Source organism: Achromobacter sp. D10, from assembly GCF_035282245.1.
Taxonomy (GTDB): domain Bacteria; phylum Pseudomonadota; class Gammaproteobacteria; order Burkholderiales; family Burkholderiaceae_B; genus Achromobacter; species Achromobacter insolitus.
In genome coordinates this window covers 283490-297833 of record NZ_JAYJLE010000005.1, presented here as the reverse complement: position 1 = coordinate 297833, position 14344 = coordinate 283490, and the positions used below count along the sequence as shown (strand labels likewise).

The 14344-nt window shown below is 66.1% G+C and carries 15 protein-coding genes; 4 read left to right on the top strand and 11 right to left on the bottom strand.

What is annotated here, in order from left to right; genetic code table 11:
- The first annotated feature begins 15 nt into the window (after positions 1-15).
- Positions 16-1008, top strand: coding sequence for a Bug family tripartite tricarboxylate transporter substrate binding protein (locus tag VCS63_RS17320; protein WP_063640356.1), 993 nt, complete (start codon positions 16-18; stop codon positions 1006-1008).
- A 73-nt stretch (positions 1009-1081) separates the two neighbouring features.
- A complete protein-coding gene (gene garL, locus VCS63_RS17315) occupies positions 1082-1849 on the top strand; it encodes a 2-dehydro-3-deoxyglucarate aldolase (protein WP_041655817.1) in 768 nt (255 codons plus the stop codon).
- A 39-nt stretch (positions 1850-1888) separates the two neighbouring features.
- Here garL and lysA read toward each other — a convergent pair whose 3' ends face one another.
- A complete protein-coding gene (gene lysA / locus VCS63_RS17310; protein WP_076817782.1) occupies positions 1889-3136 on the bottom strand; it encodes a diaminopimelate decarboxylase in 1248 nt (415 codons plus the stop codon).
- A 113-nt stretch (positions 3137-3249) separates the two neighbouring features.
- On the opposite strand from lysA, the gene VCS63_RS17305 reads away from it, so the two are divergent.
- Positions 3250-4164: a LysR family transcriptional regulator gene (locus tag VCS63_RS17305; protein ID WP_063640408.1), complete on the top strand. Its 915-nt coding sequence runs from the start codon at positions 3250-3252 to the stop codon at positions 4162-4164.
- A gap of 112 nt (positions 4165-4276) precedes the next feature.
- On the opposite strand, the gene rpsT is transcribed toward VCS63_RS17305, so the two are convergent.
- The 10 genes from rpsT to VCS63_RS17255 form a co-directional block, all read right to left on the bottom strand.
- Positions 4277-4540 carry a 30S ribosomal protein S20 gene (rpsT, locus tag VCS63_RS17300; protein ID WP_006396042.1) on the bottom strand — a complete coding sequence of 88 codons (264 nt, stop codon included), beginning with the start codon at positions 4538-4540 and terminating at the stop codon, positions 4277-4279.
- 264 nt (positions 4541-4804) lie between these two features.
- The gene (locus tag VCS63_RS17295) at positions 4805-5773 is read right to left on the bottom strand and encodes a FecR domain-containing protein (RefSeq protein WP_063640354.1); all 969 of its coding nucleotides are present in this window, start codon (positions 5771-5773) and stop codon (positions 4805-4807) included.
- Between the two features lie 191 nt (positions 5774-5964).
- A complete protein-coding gene (gene murJ / locus VCS63_RS17290; protein WP_164794130.1) occupies positions 5965-7524 on the bottom strand; it encodes a murein biosynthesis integral membrane protein MurJ in 1560 nt (519 codons plus the stop codon).
- 236 nt (positions 7525-7760) lie between these two features.
- Positions 7761-8519 (bottom strand): 3-hydroxyacyl-CoA dehydrogenase, encoded by a 759-nt coding sequence (locus VCS63_RS17285; protein ID WP_063642363.1) that lies wholly within the window; start codon positions 8517-8519, stop codon positions 7761-7763.
- A gap of 166 nt (positions 8520-8685) precedes the next feature.
- Positions 8686-9342 (bottom strand): adenylate kinase, encoded by a 657-nt coding sequence (gene adk, locus VCS63_RS17280; RefSeq protein WP_042794202.1) that lies wholly within the window; start codon positions 9340-9342, stop codon positions 8686-8688.
- 91 nt (positions 9343-9433) lie between these two features.
- A complete protein-coding gene (kdsB, locus tag VCS63_RS17275; RefSeq protein ID WP_063642364.1) occupies positions 9434-10198 on the bottom strand; it encodes a 3-deoxy-manno-octulosonate cytidylyltransferase in 765 nt (254 codons plus the stop codon).
- A gap of 11 nt (positions 10199-10209) precedes the next feature.
- Entirely contained in the window at positions 10210-10392 is a 183-nt protein-coding gene (locus tag VCS63_RS17270; protein ID WP_042794201.1) for a Trm112 family protein, read from the bottom strand.
- A 63-nt stretch (positions 10393-10455) separates the two neighbouring features.
- Positions 10456-11499 carry a tetraacyldisaccharide 4'-kinase gene (gene lpxK, locus VCS63_RS17265; RefSeq protein WP_063961017.1) on the bottom strand — a complete coding sequence of 348 codons (1044 nt, stop codon included), beginning with the start codon at positions 11497-11499 and terminating at the stop codon, positions 10456-10458.
- Entirely contained in the window at positions 11496-11909 is a 414-nt protein-coding gene (locus VCS63_RS17260; protein WP_042794200.1) for an ExbD/TolR family protein, read from the bottom strand. Before VCS63_RS17260 ends, lpxK begins: the two co-directional genes overlap by 4 nt.
- Positions 11906-12529: a MotA/TolQ/ExbB proton channel family protein gene (locus VCS63_RS17255; protein WP_063642366.1), complete on the bottom strand. Its 624-nt coding sequence runs from the start codon at positions 12527-12529 to the stop codon at positions 11906-11908. The genes VCS63_RS17260 and VCS63_RS17255 overlap by 4 nt, the downstream gene beginning before the upstream one ends.
- 338 nt (positions 12530-12867) lie before the next feature.
- Here VCS63_RS17255 and xseA point away from each other — a divergent pair, with 338 nt between their 5' ends.
- On the top strand, positions 12868-14235 hold the full coding sequence (gene xseA / locus VCS63_RS17250) for an exodeoxyribonuclease VII large subunit (protein WP_112965839.1): 1368 nt from the start codon (positions 12868-12870) through the stop codon (positions 14233-14235).
- The last annotated feature ends 109 nt before the right edge of the window (positions 14236-14344 follow it).

Below are 14344 nucleotides of genomic sequence, written 5' to 3'. Positions count from 1 at the left end.
ATAGAGGAGACAACCATGCAACAGAACAAACCGGCGCGCATACGGCTGGCCATCCTGGCAGCGGCGGGAGCGATGACGCTGCTGCCAGGCATGCTGATGGCGCAGGGCGCGGACTGGCCCGCGCGGCAGCTCAAGCTGGTCGTGCCATTTCCGGCGGGCGGCAGCACCGATTCGGTGGGCCGCCTGCTGGCGGCCGAGCTGTCCAAGGAATTGGGCCAGACCGTGGTGGTCGAGAACAAGGGCGGCGCCAACGGCAATATTGGCTCCGACCTGGTGGCCAAGGCGGAGCCCGACGGCTACACGCTGCTGCTGTCGGGCGTCGGCTCCAACGCCATCAGCTATGCGATCTACCAGAACATGCCGTACCGCAATAGCGACTTCGCGCACATCTCCCTGTTGGCGACCGGCCCCAACGTGCTCGTGGCGAACAACGATTTCCCGGGCAAGACCTTCGCGGATTTCATCAAGCTGGTCCGCGAGAACCCCGGCAAGTACACGCATGCGAGTTCGGGTAGCGGCTCCTCCGGCCATCTGGCCATGGAAATGCTGGAACAGGACGCCAAGATCGACCTGGTGCACGTGCCCTACAAGGGCGGCGCGGCGGCTATCACCGACATGATAGGAGGCCGTGTGTCGGTCATGTTCCTGAACCAGGACACGCTGTTGCCGCAAGTCACCTCTGGCAAGCTGCGCGCCCTGGCCGTGGCCAGCGCCAAGCGCAACCCCGCTTATCCCGACACGCCCACCGTGGCGGAATCGGGCTATCCGGGGTTTTCGGCCGAGTCCTGGTTTGGCCTGTCCGCGCCCGCGAAGACACCGCCTGCCGTCATCCAGCGCCTGAACCAGGCGACCGTGAAAGCCCTGTCTTCTCCTGACATCCGGCAGAAGCTGGAGAGCGTGGGTTTCGTGGTGGTGGCGGACGACCCGAAGTCGTTCTCGGCCTTCGTGGACAATGAAATCGCGAAGTGGGGCAAGGCGGCCAAGGCTTCCGGCGCCAAGATGGACTGAATGCGTCGATTGAATGCGCGGGCGGGCTTGGCGGCCCGGCCCAACCTGTTTTTCTCATGAATTGAAGGCGGCAATGAACTCACCCTTACCCAACCGTTTCCGGCAACGCATCCTGGCGCGCGAACGGCTCATAGGATTCTGGATGTGCATGTCCAGCCACATTACGGCAGAACTCGTGGGACTGGCCAATTTCGACTGGCTGCTCCTGGACGGCGAGCATTCGCCCAACGAGGTGCCGATGTTCCTGCAGCAGCTGCAGGCCCTGCAGGGCAGTGCCAGCGCCGCCGTGGGCCGGCCGTCCTGGAATGATCCGGTGGAGATCAAGCGCCTGCTGGATATCGGCTTCTACAACCTGTTGATTCCGTTCATCGAGTCCGAGGAAGATGCGCGCCGCGCCGTGGCGGCCACACGATATCCCCCACAGGGCATGCGGGGCGTGGCGGGCGCCCAGCGCAGCAACCGCTATGGCACGGTGCCGGATTACCTGCACACCATCAACGACAACATCTGCGTTCTGCTGCAAATCGAAAGCCGTCCGGGAATAGATGCGGTGGACGAGATCGCATCGGTGGAAGGGGTGGATGGCGTGTTCATCGGGCCGTCCGACCTGGCCGCAGCGCTTGGGCATATCGGCAACCCCGGCCACCCTGAAGTCCAGGAGGCCATCCGCCACCTGTACCAGCGGGTGTCGGCCCAGGGCAAGGCCGTGGGCATCCTGGCCCCGGTGCATGCGGATGCGCGGCGCTACCTGGACATGGGCATGCACTTCGTGGCGGTGGGCACGGACCTGGGCGTGTTCAAGCAGGCGACCTTCGCCTTGCGCGAAGCCTTTCCCACCTGAATGCCACGCTGGGCTCCCCGTCGTCCGTCGCTCCGCGTATCAGGCGCCGGACGCCGTCTCTTCCAGCGCCAGCAGTTCGCCGATCGTCTGGCGGCGGCGGATCAGTCGGGCGCCGCCGTTGTCCAACAGCACTTCGGGCGCCAGCGGACGGCTGTTGTAGTTCGAGGACATGGAAGATCCGTAGGCGCCCGCATCATGGAACACCAGGAAATCGCCGATGCGCGGCTTGGGCAGCAACTGGTCGGATACGACGCCGCCGGCGTCCTGCGTGAACACGTCGCCCGATTCGCATAGCGGGCCGGCCACGGCGATGCGGGTATCGGCCGCGCCCTGCGGGCGGCTGCCGTCCGGAGCGTGCACCGAAATGCGGTGATAGCTGCCGTACATGGCCGGGCGCATCAGATCGTTGAAGCCCGCGTCTACCAGCGCGAAATCGCGTTCCGGGCGGCGATTGATCGAGTGCACCTCGGAAACCAGCGCACCGGCTTCGGCAACCAGGAAGCGTCCTGGCTCGATCTCCAGCCGGATGTCGTGGCCCAGGCGCTCGGCGATGCGCTTGCGCGCCGCATCCCATTGTTCAAAGTAGTGATCGCAGTCGATGCGGGCATCGCCCTCACGGTAGGGGATGGACAGGCCGCCGCCAGCGGAAATGGCTTCGATGTCATGGTCCAGCGACGCGACCACGTCGACCATGGCGTCGCACACGCTGGACAGGTGGCCGTAGTCCACGCCCGAGCCGATATGCATGTGGATGCCGACCAGCTTCAAGCCATGGCGGCGCACGATGGACATGGCTTCGGCCACGTCGCCGATCCAGATGCCGTGCTTGCTCTGCGGGCCGCCCGTGTTGGTCTTGTTGCTATGGCCGTGGCCAAAGCCCGGATTGATCCGCAGCCATACGCGGTGGCCTGGCGAGGCCTGGCCTACGCGCGCCAGCATATCCAGGGACCCAGCGTTCACGGTGATGCCGTGCTTGAGCACAACGGCCAACGTGGCGTGATCGATCAGGTCGGCCGTGAAAACGATGCCCTCCGGTTCGCCCTGCGGCTGGAAGCCGGCGGCCAGGCTGCGTTCGATTTCGCCCAGCGAGACGGCGTCCACCATGGCGCCTTCGGCGCGCATCAAGCGCAGGATATGGAGGTTGGAGCAGGCCTTCTGCGCGTAGCGGATGGTGTCAAAGCGGCGCAGCTGCGAGATGCGTTCACGGATGACGGCGGCATCGTAGACCCACAGGGGCGTGCCGTGTTCGGCGGCGAGTTGGGTGAGTTGGCGCGGATCGAAGGCCATGGCGGGCGATACCTTGAGGGAATTGAAAACAAGGCGGCATGATGCCCGGCTTCGGCCATCCAGTAAAATGCTTATATTTCCTTCATCAATTCATTCCTGATATGGGGCAGGCGATGCTGACGCACCGGCATATCGAAGTTTTCCGGGCGGTCATGATCGCCGGCAGCGTGACCAAGGCGGCGGAGTTGCTGGGATCGTCCCAGCCGACGGTAAGCCGGGAACTGGCGCGCCTGGAGCAGGGTATCGGTTTCGCGCTGTTCGATCGGGTGGCGGGGCGGCTGCGGCCCACCATGCCAGGCTTGGCCCTGTTCGATGAGGTCCGCCAGTCGTACGCCGGCCTGGAGCGGGTCTCTTCGGCCGCCGCGCGCCTGAGGGCATACAAGGGCGGCCAGTTGTCGGTAATCGCCTTGCCGGTCTTTTCCCATTCGATCCTGCCGGAGGCGTTCCGGCGCTTCCATGAGCGGCATCCTGGGGTGAGCCTGGCGCTGGAGACGCAGGAATCTCCTTTCCTGGAAGAGTGGCTGAGCGCGCAGCGTTACGACCTGGGCCTGACCGAGCACGACGCGGCACCCGCCGGCACCCGCGTGGAACTGCTGCTGGAAGTGGATGAGGTATGCGTGCTGCCCGACGGCCATGCGCTACTGGCCAAGCGGCGTATCGAACTGGCCGATTTCGAAGGGCATGCGTTCGTCAGCCTGTCTTCCAGCGACCCCTACCGTATCCAGATCGACGAGGCGTTTGCCGAAAGCGGCGTGTTGCGCAGGTCCATTGTCGAGACGCCGAGCGCTGTGTCCGTGTGCACCTTCGTGCGCCAGGGACTGGGTCTGGCTATCGTGAACCCGTTGACCGCCCTGGATTTCGTTGGCCGCGGGCTGCACATCCGTCCCTTGGCGCGCGCGTTCCCGTTTCGGATCAGCGTGGTGTTCCCCGAGCATCGTCCGGGCAATCCGCTGGTCGGGGCGCTGATGGCGTCGCTGCGCGAGGCGGCGCAAGCCGCACACGGCCGCCTCGCGTCACGCTTGGACTAGGACGGGAAGGGTGCGCAGCCGCGGGCAGGCGGAACGCAAAAAAGGATGCCCATGGGCATCCTTTTTTATTTGCCGTATTCGTGACGCCCTGAAAACAGGGCGGCAGAATGGCTTAGGCCAGCGCCTTGATGGCGGCAGCCAGGCGGCTCTTGTGGCGAGCGGCCTTGTTCTTGTGGATGATGTTCTTGTCGGCCACGCGATCGATCACGCTGGAGGCCTTCTGGAACACTTCGCCAGCCGCAGCCTTGTCGCCAGCGGCGATGGATTGGCGAACGCGCTTGATGGCGGTGCGCAGCATCGAGCGCAGGCTGGAATTGTGCTTGTTGCGCTCAACGGATTGGCGAGCGCGCTTGCGGGCTTGGGCGGTATTGGCCATGTTGCTATATAAGTTGAATTCGGCAAAGTCGAACATTGTAGCAAGTCCCCGGGGGATTGCAAGCTTTTAATGTCGGATCAGCCGATGGAGCGCCCGTCAACCGGGCGGGGGGCGCTGCGGGAAAATGTCCCCGGGCTGGAGAGCCCTTGCGGATGGTCCTCGTGCAAAGCCTTGAGGAAAACCCGTGGCGCCTACTGGATAAAAACACCGTGCGAAGTATACAACGAAGCCGCTCCGGAGAGCAGGGCGTCGACGCTGCCGTTGTCAGGTGGCGACGCTGATGGAGACGAACCAGGGCGTGAAGCGGCGGACATGGATGGGCATCATGTCCCTCAATGTGTCCAGCGCCGCGTCGGTGTCGTCCAGCGGGAAGTGGCCGGATACCGGCAGGCCCCCCGCAGCCATCGAGACGCGCAAGGTGCCGCTGCGGTAGGGGCGCAGGGCCGCGATCACTTCGGCCAGGGGGCGGCCGCGTGCTTCGACCCAGCCCGCCTCCCAGGCGGCCTCGGCCATCAGCTCGGCACGCGGCGTATCCATGCGGGCCGCGTCGAACCGGGCGCCGGTGCCGGCGCGGACGGTGCCGTGGGCGCCGGACATGGTCTCGACCTCGACTTCATGTTCATGTACTACCACCAGTGTGCGCTGGGCCTGTTGACGGACCATGTAACGCGTGCCCAGGGCGCGGACCGTGCCTTCGGCGGTCTGGACGAGGAAGGGCCGCCGCGCGTCGGGCGCTACCGAGACCGTGACGGCGCCGTCCAGCAGTCGGACCTGGCGGTAAGCGGGGGTGAAATCGAGGTTGACCCGGCTGCGGGCGTCCAGCAGTAACTGGCTGCCGTCGGACAGCAGGTAGCGGCGGCGTTCGCCGGTAGCCGTGGCGGCATCCGCCGCGACGTTGCCCAGGGGGTAGAAGGCGTTGCCCACATACGCCGCGCAGGCGCCCGCGCCGGCGAGCGTCAGCGCGCCAGCCAGAAAGCGGCGGCGAGGGGGCGCGATGCCGGCCCCGGCAGGGACGGCTACAGGCGGGACGGCGGGGCCGGCCGCGGCGTATCCTGCGGGATAGGCGTCGCCAAGCCGGCCGAATGTCGATCCTTCCAGCGAACCGGTCAGCTGCTGCCAGGCATTTTCATGGGCCGGGTCGGCAGCGCGCCACGCCAGGAAGTCGTTATAGTCCTGTGCGGTCGCCTTGCCAGAGCGCAATAACAGCAGCCAATTGATTACCTGGTCCGCCATGGGTTGTCCTTGGGCGTACGTCACTTCATGTCCCCGCAGTGCATCCAGGGGGATCCTTTCGATGGCAATTTGTAAATAATAAAGGTTTTTTACCAAAGATTACCGGCTGATTGTCAATTCTTGACGAATCTAATGCAAAAAAGCCGGCACAAGACCGGCTTTTGAAGTGTATATAGGCAGATTGTCCGAACTTAACGCGTCGGACGTCGGCCGAAGTCCCTAGGACGGAAGCCAAACAGTAACAACATTCCGAAGTAGACCGCCGCACTGGCCGCCAACACGCCGCTCAGCCAGGCTGCCCGGAGTCCCGCGTGGGCCTGCAGGGCGATCCAGTCGATTCGTCCGTCCGCATACCAGAGCAGAGCCGCCAGCGCGGCCAGGGCCGGCAGCAGTCGCAGCGCGAACGAAGTCCAGCCAGGGCCGGGTTGGTAGACGCCGCGGCGGCGCAGTCCGATAAGCAGCGCCAGCGCGTTCAGGCAGGCGCCCAATCCGATGGCCAATGCCAGCCCGGCATGCGCCATGACGGGCACTAGCGCCAGGTTCAACAATTGCGTCATGATCAGCACGCCGATGGCGATCTTCACGGGTGTGCGGATGTCCTGCTTGGCGTAGAAGCCCGGTGCCAGGATCTTCACGGCCAGCAGGCCGATCAGTCCGGCGGAATAGGAAATGACGGCAAGGCGGGTCTGGGTGACATCCTGGGCGTCGAAGGCGCCGTAATGGAACAGGGTGGCGACCAGCCCATCGGACAGCAGCGCCATGCCCACCGCAGCCGGCAAACCCAGCAGCAGCACCAGGCGCAGGCCCCAGTCCAGCAGTCCGCTATAACCGCCGTGGTCCTCGCGCGCATGGGCCGCGGACAGGCTGGGCAGCAGTACGGTGCCCAGCGCCACTCCCAGCAGCGCCGTGGGGAACTCCATCAGGCGGTCGGCAAAGGACAGCCAGGTCACGCTGCCCGGCTTCAGCCAAGTGGCGATGTTGGTGTTGATCAGCAGAGAGATCTGCGCGACGGAAACGCCAAGGGTGGCGGGCGCCATCTGCTTGAGGATGCGCTGCACCGTGGGATCGCCCCAAGCCTCGCGGAACCGCAGCGTAAAGCGCGGCGTGAGGCCCAGCCGCGATAGCGCCGTCCATTGCACGGCCAATTGGGCCACTCCGCCGATCATGACGCCGATGGCGAGCGCATAGATCGGCACTTCCAGGCGCGGCGCGAGCCAGATGCAGGCGGCGATCATGGCCAGGTTCAGCAGGACCGGGGTGAACGCCGGCACGGCGAAGCGGCGCCAGGTATTGAGCACGCCCGAGGCGAAGGCGATCAGCGACATGCAGAAGATGTAGGGGAACATCACGCGCGTCATCCAGACCGCCGCGCCGAACTCGGTGTCGCGGTCTGCCCCACGCAGGCCGCTGGCCATGGCGGACACCACCCAGGGAGCGGCGAAGATGCCGATGAGCGTGATCAGCATCAGCGCCGCAGTCAGCAGCAGGGCTACGCGGTCCAGCAGCGTGCGGACTTCGGCTTCGGATCTGTTGTTGCGCGCCGCGCCCAAGATGGGCACGAAGGCCTGGGCGAATGCCCCTTCGGCGAACAAGCGGCGCAGCAGGTTGGGGATGCGGAAAGCGACCCAGAAGGCGTCGGTGAGGGGGCCGGCGCCAAAGGCGCGGGCCACCAGAATGTCACGGATCAGGCCGGAAATGCGGGACAGCAGGGTGAAACTGCTGACCGTGGCCGCCGAGCGAAACAGGCTCATGGGAAGGTTATGTAAAAAAAGGGGCCGGCTGGCCCCGCAAGACGGAATAGTCGCCCGAAAGGCGCCACGCCCGCAACAATGCCCGCAGCAAGCGAGCGAAGCGAGCGCATTTCGGGACGGGATTGTTTACCGCGCGCAAGAATAGCCGCGCCGCCGCCGGGCCGCCCCAAGGCGGCGCAGCCCCCTCGGGGGGCAGCAAGCGAGCGGAGCGAGCGCCGCGTGGGGGCACTATTCTTCTATTTCGGCGGCATGCGGATGGCGCCGTCCAGACGGATCGTTTCGCCGTTCAGCATATCGTTCGTGATGATGCTGTGGACCAGTTTGGCATAGTCTTCCGGGCGGCCCAGGCGGGCGGGGAAGGGGATGCTGGCGGCCAGGGAATCCTGCACTTCCTGCGGCATGCCGAAAATCATGGGCGTGCCGAAGATGCCCGGGGCGATGGTCATGCAGCGGATGCCCGTCTTGGACAGATCGCGCGCGATGGGCAGGGTCATGCCGGCCACGCCCGCCTTCGAGGCAGCGTAGGCAGCCTGGCCGATCTGGCCGTCGAAGGCGGCCACGGAAGCGGTGTTGATGAGCACGCCGCGTTCGCCGGTGGGCTCGGGGGCGTTGGCGCTCATGGCCTCGGCGGCCAGCCGCATCATGTTGAAGCTGCCGATCAGGTTGATCGACACGACCTTCTGGAACAGTTCCAGCGAATGCGCGCCGTTCTTGCCCACGATCTTGGCGGCGGGCGCAACGCCAGCGCAGTTCACCAGGCCGAAGAGCGAACCGAGTTCGAGCGCGGCGGCCACGGCGCTCTTGCCGTCGGCCTCCTGGGTCACGTCGCAATGGACATAACGCTGGCCGAGTTCCTTGGCCAGCGCCGAACCCGGTTCGTCCTGCACGTCCGCGATGACGACCTTGGCGCCGTTTTCGACCAGCATGCGCACCGTGCCGGCGCCCAGTCCGGACGCGCCGCCCGTGACGATGAATACCTTGTTCGCGATTTCCATGTGTCTACCACCAGTCAGTTCTAGGGATGAAAGCGGCGCGGCAGGCGCCGGATGTGACGAGGGCCTGTTCACATTGGATGTGAACAGGCCCTGGGCCTGCGGTGCCGGCCGGACACGATGCGTTCCGGTGCCGGCGCCGAAGGCTTGTGAGCCATCGAGGCGCCGATCAGCCTTGGACGGCCTGGAACAGGCGTGCCTTGATTTCTTCGACAGCGCCAACGCCGGAGATCTTGCGGTACTTCGGGGCGTCGGCGGGATTCTGCTGCGCCCAGGACGAGTAGTAGTCGACCAGGGGGCGGGTCTGTTCGCGGTACACGGACAGGCGATTGCGCACGGTTTCCTCGCGATCGTCGTCGCGCTGGATCAGTTCTTCGCCGGTGACGTCGTCGCGGCCTTCGACCTTGGGCGGGTTGAAGCGCACGTGGTAGCTGCGGCCGCTGGGCTGGTGCACGCGGCGCCCGCTCATGCGTTCGATGATGTCTTCTTCGGGGACTTCGATTTCCACCACGTAATCCAGCTTGACGCCCGCGCTCTTGAGCGCGTCTGCCTGCGGGATGGTGCGCGGGAAACCGTCGAACAGGTAGCCGTTGGCGCAGTCAGGCTGCTTCAGGCGGTCCTGTACCAGGCCGATGATGATCTCGTCGGAAACCAGGCCGCCGGCATCCATGACCTTTTTGGCTTCAATGCCCAACGGCGTGCCCGCCTTGACCGCGGCGCGCAGCATGTCGCCGGTGGAGATCTGGGGGATGCCGAAATGTTGGGTGAGAAACGCGGCCTGGGTGCCTTTGCCGGCGCCGGGAGGTCCGAGCAAGATGAGACGCATGAGTGCTCCTGAAGGGGTGTATTTTTTGTGATCCGGGGAATTATGCCGCAATGCAGCAGCCGATGCGGAGCCGCGCCATAGGAAATAACCCTTATATCTGCTTGCTGTAGACCAGTCGGACGCGTTCCAGGTCTGCCGGGGTATCTACGCCTGCGGCAGGAGGGTGGGACGCCCGATGGACGACGATGACGTGGCCGTGTTCCATGGCCCGCAATTGCTCCAGCGACTCAAAACGCTCAAGCGTGCCTTGCGGCAGGGAGGGGTAGCGGCGCAGGAACGACACCCGGTACGCATACAGGCCGATGTGGTGCCACGCGGGCAGCCCCTCGGCCAGCACGCGCACCCCCGAGGCGAGTGCATCACGCGCCCAGGGAATCGGAGCGCGCGAAAAGTACAGCGCGCGGTCGTTCGCGGCGCAGACGAGCTTGACTACATTGGGATTGAACAACGCGTCGGCGTCGGCCAGCGGGCAGGCACAGGTGGCGATGTCGGCCTCCGGGCTGGCTTGCAGCTTGGCGGCGACGGCATCGATGAGTTCGGGTTCGATGAGCGGTTCATCGCCTTGCACATTGACCACGATGGCGTCGTCGGGCAGACCCAGTTGTTCCACGGCCTCGGCCAGGCGGTCGGTGCCGGTCGGATGGTCGGCGCGGGTCATCAAGGCCTGCAGGCCGTGCGCCTGCACAGCTTGCTGGACGCGGACATCGTCCGTCGCCACATAGAGTCGGGTAGCGCTGGACAGCGCGGCGCGCTCGGCAGTGCGCACGACCATGGGCTTGCCGGCGATGTCGGCAAGCGGTTTATCGGGCAACCGGGTCGAAGCGGTGCGCGCCGGGATCAGGGCGATGAAGCTCATGCGGCGGCGGGTCAGGATGAGGCGGGTGCGTCGTCCAGCGCGCGGGCTTCCGATTCCAGCATGACAGGGATGCCGTCACGCACGGGGAAGGCTAGGCGGTCGGCGCGGCAGACCAGTTCGGCGTGCTGCCGGTCGTGTTCGAGGCGGCCCTTGCACAGCGGGCAGACGAGGATGTCGAGAAGGCGGGATTCCATGAGCGGAATTCTAAAGCAGTTTGCCCGGCGCCGGGTCCAGCGCGGCTGGCGGACGGCCGCGTCCTAAGCCCGTGCCGGCGGGGGCAGCGCCTGGGCCAGCCAATCGAACAGCTGCGGGTCGGAAAAACCGGCGCGCACTGGAACCTCCCAGAGGCGCGCATCGTTCAGGGCCGAGCATTTGATAGCGTCCTTGGAGGTGACCAGGATGACGTCGGCCTTGAGCGCCTGGAAGGGCGATTCGGCATAGTCATGGTGATCCGGCAAGGCCAGCGCGGTTTCCAGCTGAATGCCCGCGCTGCGCAGCGTTGTGAAGAAGCGTTCAGGATTGCCGATCCCGGCGGCCGCCGCAATGCGCGGCTGGCCAGCGAAGTCGGCCAGGGGGCGCCTGCCGTGGCCCGAGACCTGACGTGTGCCGTCGGGCTCCAGCCACATGCGGACTTGCCTTGGCCGGCCGCCGGCACTGGCGCCGGGCGGCTCGTGGCCGGGTGTGCCGATGTTCGTGACCACCACATCGACCTCGCGCAGGCGTTCGGCGGGTTCACGCAAGGGGCCGGCGGGCAGCAGGCGGCCATTGCCCACGCCGCGCTCGTCCTGCACCACGATTTCGACGTCGCGGGCGAGCGCCAGATGCTGCAGGCCGTCGTCCGAGACTATTACGTCCACCTTGGGATGTGCCCGCAGCAGGGCCTGAGCGGCCAGGGCGCGCTTGGGATGCACGGCAACCGGGGCGGCGGTGGCGCGAGCGATCAGCGCAGGCTCATCGCCGAAGCGGGAGGCTTCCAGGTCGCCGAGCCCGACGCGCGCGTGCGGACCGATCTTGACGCCGTAGCCGCGGCTGACGACACCGGGGGTGTAGCCGCGGGCCCGCAACGCTTGCACCGTGGCGATGACCATGGGAGTTTTGCCCGTGCCGCCAACGTAGACATTGCCGATCACCACGACGGGAACCGGGGCGCGGTAGGCGCTGCGGGTACCGTCCAGATAGCCCTGGCGTTTGCGCGCGACCTCCCAGGCGGTCAGCCTGGAGAGCGGCAGCAGCAGGTTGGAGAGCCAGCCGCCGTGCTGCCATTGGCGCGCCAGCAGCGTCGAGGCACGCTTGGCGCTCACCGGCTGGTCTGCGCGGCGAAGTTGACGCGGCCGATGCCAGCCAGGCGGGCCGCTTCCATGACGTTGATCACGGATTGGTGGGTGGCCTGCGCGTCGGCATTGATGACGACCAGCGGCTCCGTCTTGCCGGCCGCGGCCTGGCGCAGCGCGTCGGCGATTTCGGGCGGCGTGGAGACGTCGATGAGGGTGCCGTTGAGCGCATAGCGCCCATCCTGGCTGATGGCGACTTCCAGCGCGGGGGGCGTGTCTTGTTCCATCGACGCCTGGGGCAGCGTCACCTTCAACTGTGTGAAGCGCGCGAAGGAGGTGGTCGCGGCCAGGAAGATCAGGATGACCAGCAGCACGTCGATGAGCGGGATCAGGTTGATATCCAGCTCGTCCCGGTCGCCGCGGGGGCCGCGGAAATTCATGAACGGCCCTCGCGCAGCGCGGAGCCGGGGGAGACGGCGCGGACCAAACGCGAAGCAGTCTGTTCCATGGCGCTGAGGTAGCTGTCCACCCGGCCGCGCAGATACCGGTGCGCGATCATGGCGGGAATGGCGATCAGGATGCCGAAGCCGGTGTTGTACAACGCCATCGAGATGCCGCGCGCCAACTGGGCCGGGTCGCCGCCGCCGGGGGTGTAGGAACCGAAGATTTCGATCATCCCGACGACGGTGCCGAACAGGCCCATCAGGGGTGCAACCACCGCGATGGTGCCGATGGCCGAAATATAGCGGCTGAGGTCGTGGGCGACGGCGCGGCCGGTGTCCTCGACCACGTTGCGCAGTTCCTCGCGGGGCAGGTGGCGGTGACGCATGACTTCGGCCAGGATCCGGCCCAGCGGCGAGTTGCGCTCGAGGCGATTGATCGATTCGGGGGTGTCCTGGCGATTGCGCAGCATTTCAGCCACTTGATCGCTCAAGCCACGGGGCATGACCAGCCCGCGGCGCAGGGAGAGGAAGCGCTCGAAGATCAGCGCCAAGCCCAGGACGGATGTCGCCAGCAGGGGCCAGATAGGCCAGCCGGCCTCGCGCAGTATGGAAAGCAAAGCGTTCAACTCCGAGGAGAACCGGCGCGCGCCGGCATCTGATCAAGCCGAAACTGTAACGGTGCGGCGGGGGCCTTGCAAGTCGGTACGACCCCCAATCTATCCACAGATCTTGTGGATAATTCTGTGCAAAACTTCCCGGGAAGGCTTGCAGGCACAGGGCTTGCACTTGTTTGCTTCAATTGCGAGCAGCTCCGATTTTAATAAATACCCATAAAAATCAATAAGTTAATTCTAATTTGCTGGCTTTCGGGCCGGTTGCGGCAAATATGCTGGGACGCGGTATGATGGCGGCCCGCTACGCGGTCCCTGTGGACAGGTACGCATCGGAAAGCCCCATGACAATTGAATCTACGGTCACAAACAACGTATTTGCGCGGGATATCCTGACGGTTGCCCAGTTGAACCAAGCGGTGGGGCAGTTGTTGGAGCGCAGCATCCCGGCATTGTGGGTGCGCGGAGAGATTTCCAACTTCACGGCGGCGGCTTCCGGGCATTGGTACTTCACACTCAAGGACAGCCGGGCTTCCGTGCGCGCAGTCATGTTCAGGAGCCGCGCCAGTTCGGTGGGTTTCCTGCCGCGAGCGGGCGACCAGGTCGAAATCCGGGCGCGGGTGTCCTTGTACGAGCCTCGCGGCGACTATCAACTACAGGCTGACGCCATGCGGCGGGCAGGACTAGGCAATCTGTACGAGGCCTTCCTGCGCCTGAAGGAGCAGCTGGCTTCCGAAGGCCTGTTCGATCCCGCCCGCAAACGGGAACCCGTGCATCTGCCGCGGGCGATCGGGGTGGTCACGTCGCTGCATGCCGCGGCGCTGCGCGACGTGCTGTCCGCGTTGGCGCGCCGCGCGCCCCAGGTGCCCGTCATCATCTACCCGGCGCCGGTGCAGGGAGCGGACGCCGCGGGCCGGCTAGCTGCCCAGGTGCGCATAGCCAATCAGCGCGCCGAGGTCGACACGCTGCTGCTGGTGCGCGGCGGCGGCAGCATCGAGGATCTCTGGAGTTTCAACGACGAGGCGCTGGCCCGCGAGGTCGCGGCCAGTGAGATTCCGGTCATCAGCGGGGTGGGGCACGAAACGGATTTCACCATCGCCGATTTCGTCGCCGACGTACGCGCGCCGACGCCGACGGCGGCTGCCGAATTGGCTTGCGTGCCGCGTTCCGAGTTGTTGGGCCGCGTCATGCAGGCGTCCCAATCCCTGGCGCGCGGCCAGCAACGCCGCCTCGAGCGCGCCGCGCAACGGCTGGACCGCGCGGCGGCGCAACTGGTGTCGCCGGCCCAGCGCCTGGAACATCAGCGTGAACGCCTGAACAGCCTGCGCTTCCGTCTGGCCACGGCCTGGGCCGGCCCGCAAGAGCGCCGCGGTGCCCGCGTCAACCTGTTGGCCCAGCGTCTGGCGCATCGCGCGCCCGATACCGGCCGCGCCGCGGACCGCCTGGCGGGCGCTGCGCGTCAGTTGGGGCAGGCGCATGCGCGGCTGCTGGTGCAGCGGCGCAACCGCCTGGCCTCCGCCACCGCGCAATTGCGCGCGCTGGACCCGGGCAATACGCTGGCCCGCGGGTATGCGATCGCTCGCGACGATCAGGGCCGCATCGTGCGTGATGCGGCCGCGTTGACGGCGGGGCAGGCGCTGGACCTGAGCTTTGCGCAAGGCGGCGCGGAAGTCGCCGTCACGCGCACCCGAGATACGCGCGAAGCCTCCTGAGCCCCTGCCGCCGCGTGGCGCGCGGCGCTCATGAGCAGATGCGTCGAGTCATAAGCACATGCGTCCCTTAACCCCGCGCGAGCGCGGGGTTAACGCGGTATCCTCAGTA

Coding starts and splice junctions, on each gene's coding strand:
- garL (WP_041655817.1), top strand. CDS start 1,082: ATGAACTCACCCTTACCCAACCGTTTCCGGCAACGCATCCTGGCGCGC.
- VCS63_RS17260 (WP_042794200.1), bottom strand. CDS start 11,909: ATGAATTTCCGCGGCCCCCGCGGCGACCGGGACGAGCTGGATATCAAC.
- kdsB (WP_063642364.1), bottom strand. CDS start 10,198: ATGAGCTTCATCGCCCTGATCCCGGCGCGCACCGCTTCGACCCGGTTG.
- xseA (WP_112965839.1), top strand. CDS start 12,868: ATGACAATTGAATCTACGGTCACAAACAACGTATTTGCGCGGGATATC.
- VCS63_RS17295 (WP_063640354.1), bottom strand. CDS start 5,773: ATGGCGGACCAGGTAATCAATTGGCTGCTGTTATTGCGCTCTGGCAAG.
- murJ (WP_164794130.1), bottom strand. CDS start 7,524: ATGAGCCTGTTTCGCTCGGCGGCCACGGTCAGCAGTTTCACCCTGCTG.
- VCS63_RS17305 (WP_063640408.1), top strand. CDS start 3,250: ATGCTGACGCACCGGCATATCGAAGTTTTCCGGGCGGTCATGATCGCC.
- lysA (WP_076817782.1), bottom strand. CDS start 3,136: ATGGCCTTCGATCCGCGCCAACTCACCCAACTCGCCGCCGAACACGGC.
- VCS63_RS17270 (WP_042794201.1), bottom strand. CDS start 10,392: ATGGAATCCCGCCTTCTCGACATCCTCGTCTGCCCGCTGTGCAAGGGC.
- VCS63_RS17320 (WP_063640356.1), top strand. CDS start 16: ATGCAACAGAACAAACCGGCGCGCATACGGCTGGCCATCCTGGCAGCG.
- adk (WP_042794202.1), bottom strand. CDS start 9,342: ATGCGTCTCATCTTGCTCGGACCTCCCGGCGCCGGCAAAGGCACCCAG.
- rpsT (WP_006396042.1), bottom strand. CDS start 4,540: ATGGCCAATACCGCCCAAGCCCGCAAGCGCGCTCGCCAATCCGTTGAG.
- VCS63_RS17285 (WP_063642363.1), bottom strand. CDS start 8,519: ATGGAAATCGCGAACAAGGTATTCATCGTCACGGGCGGCGCGTCCGGA.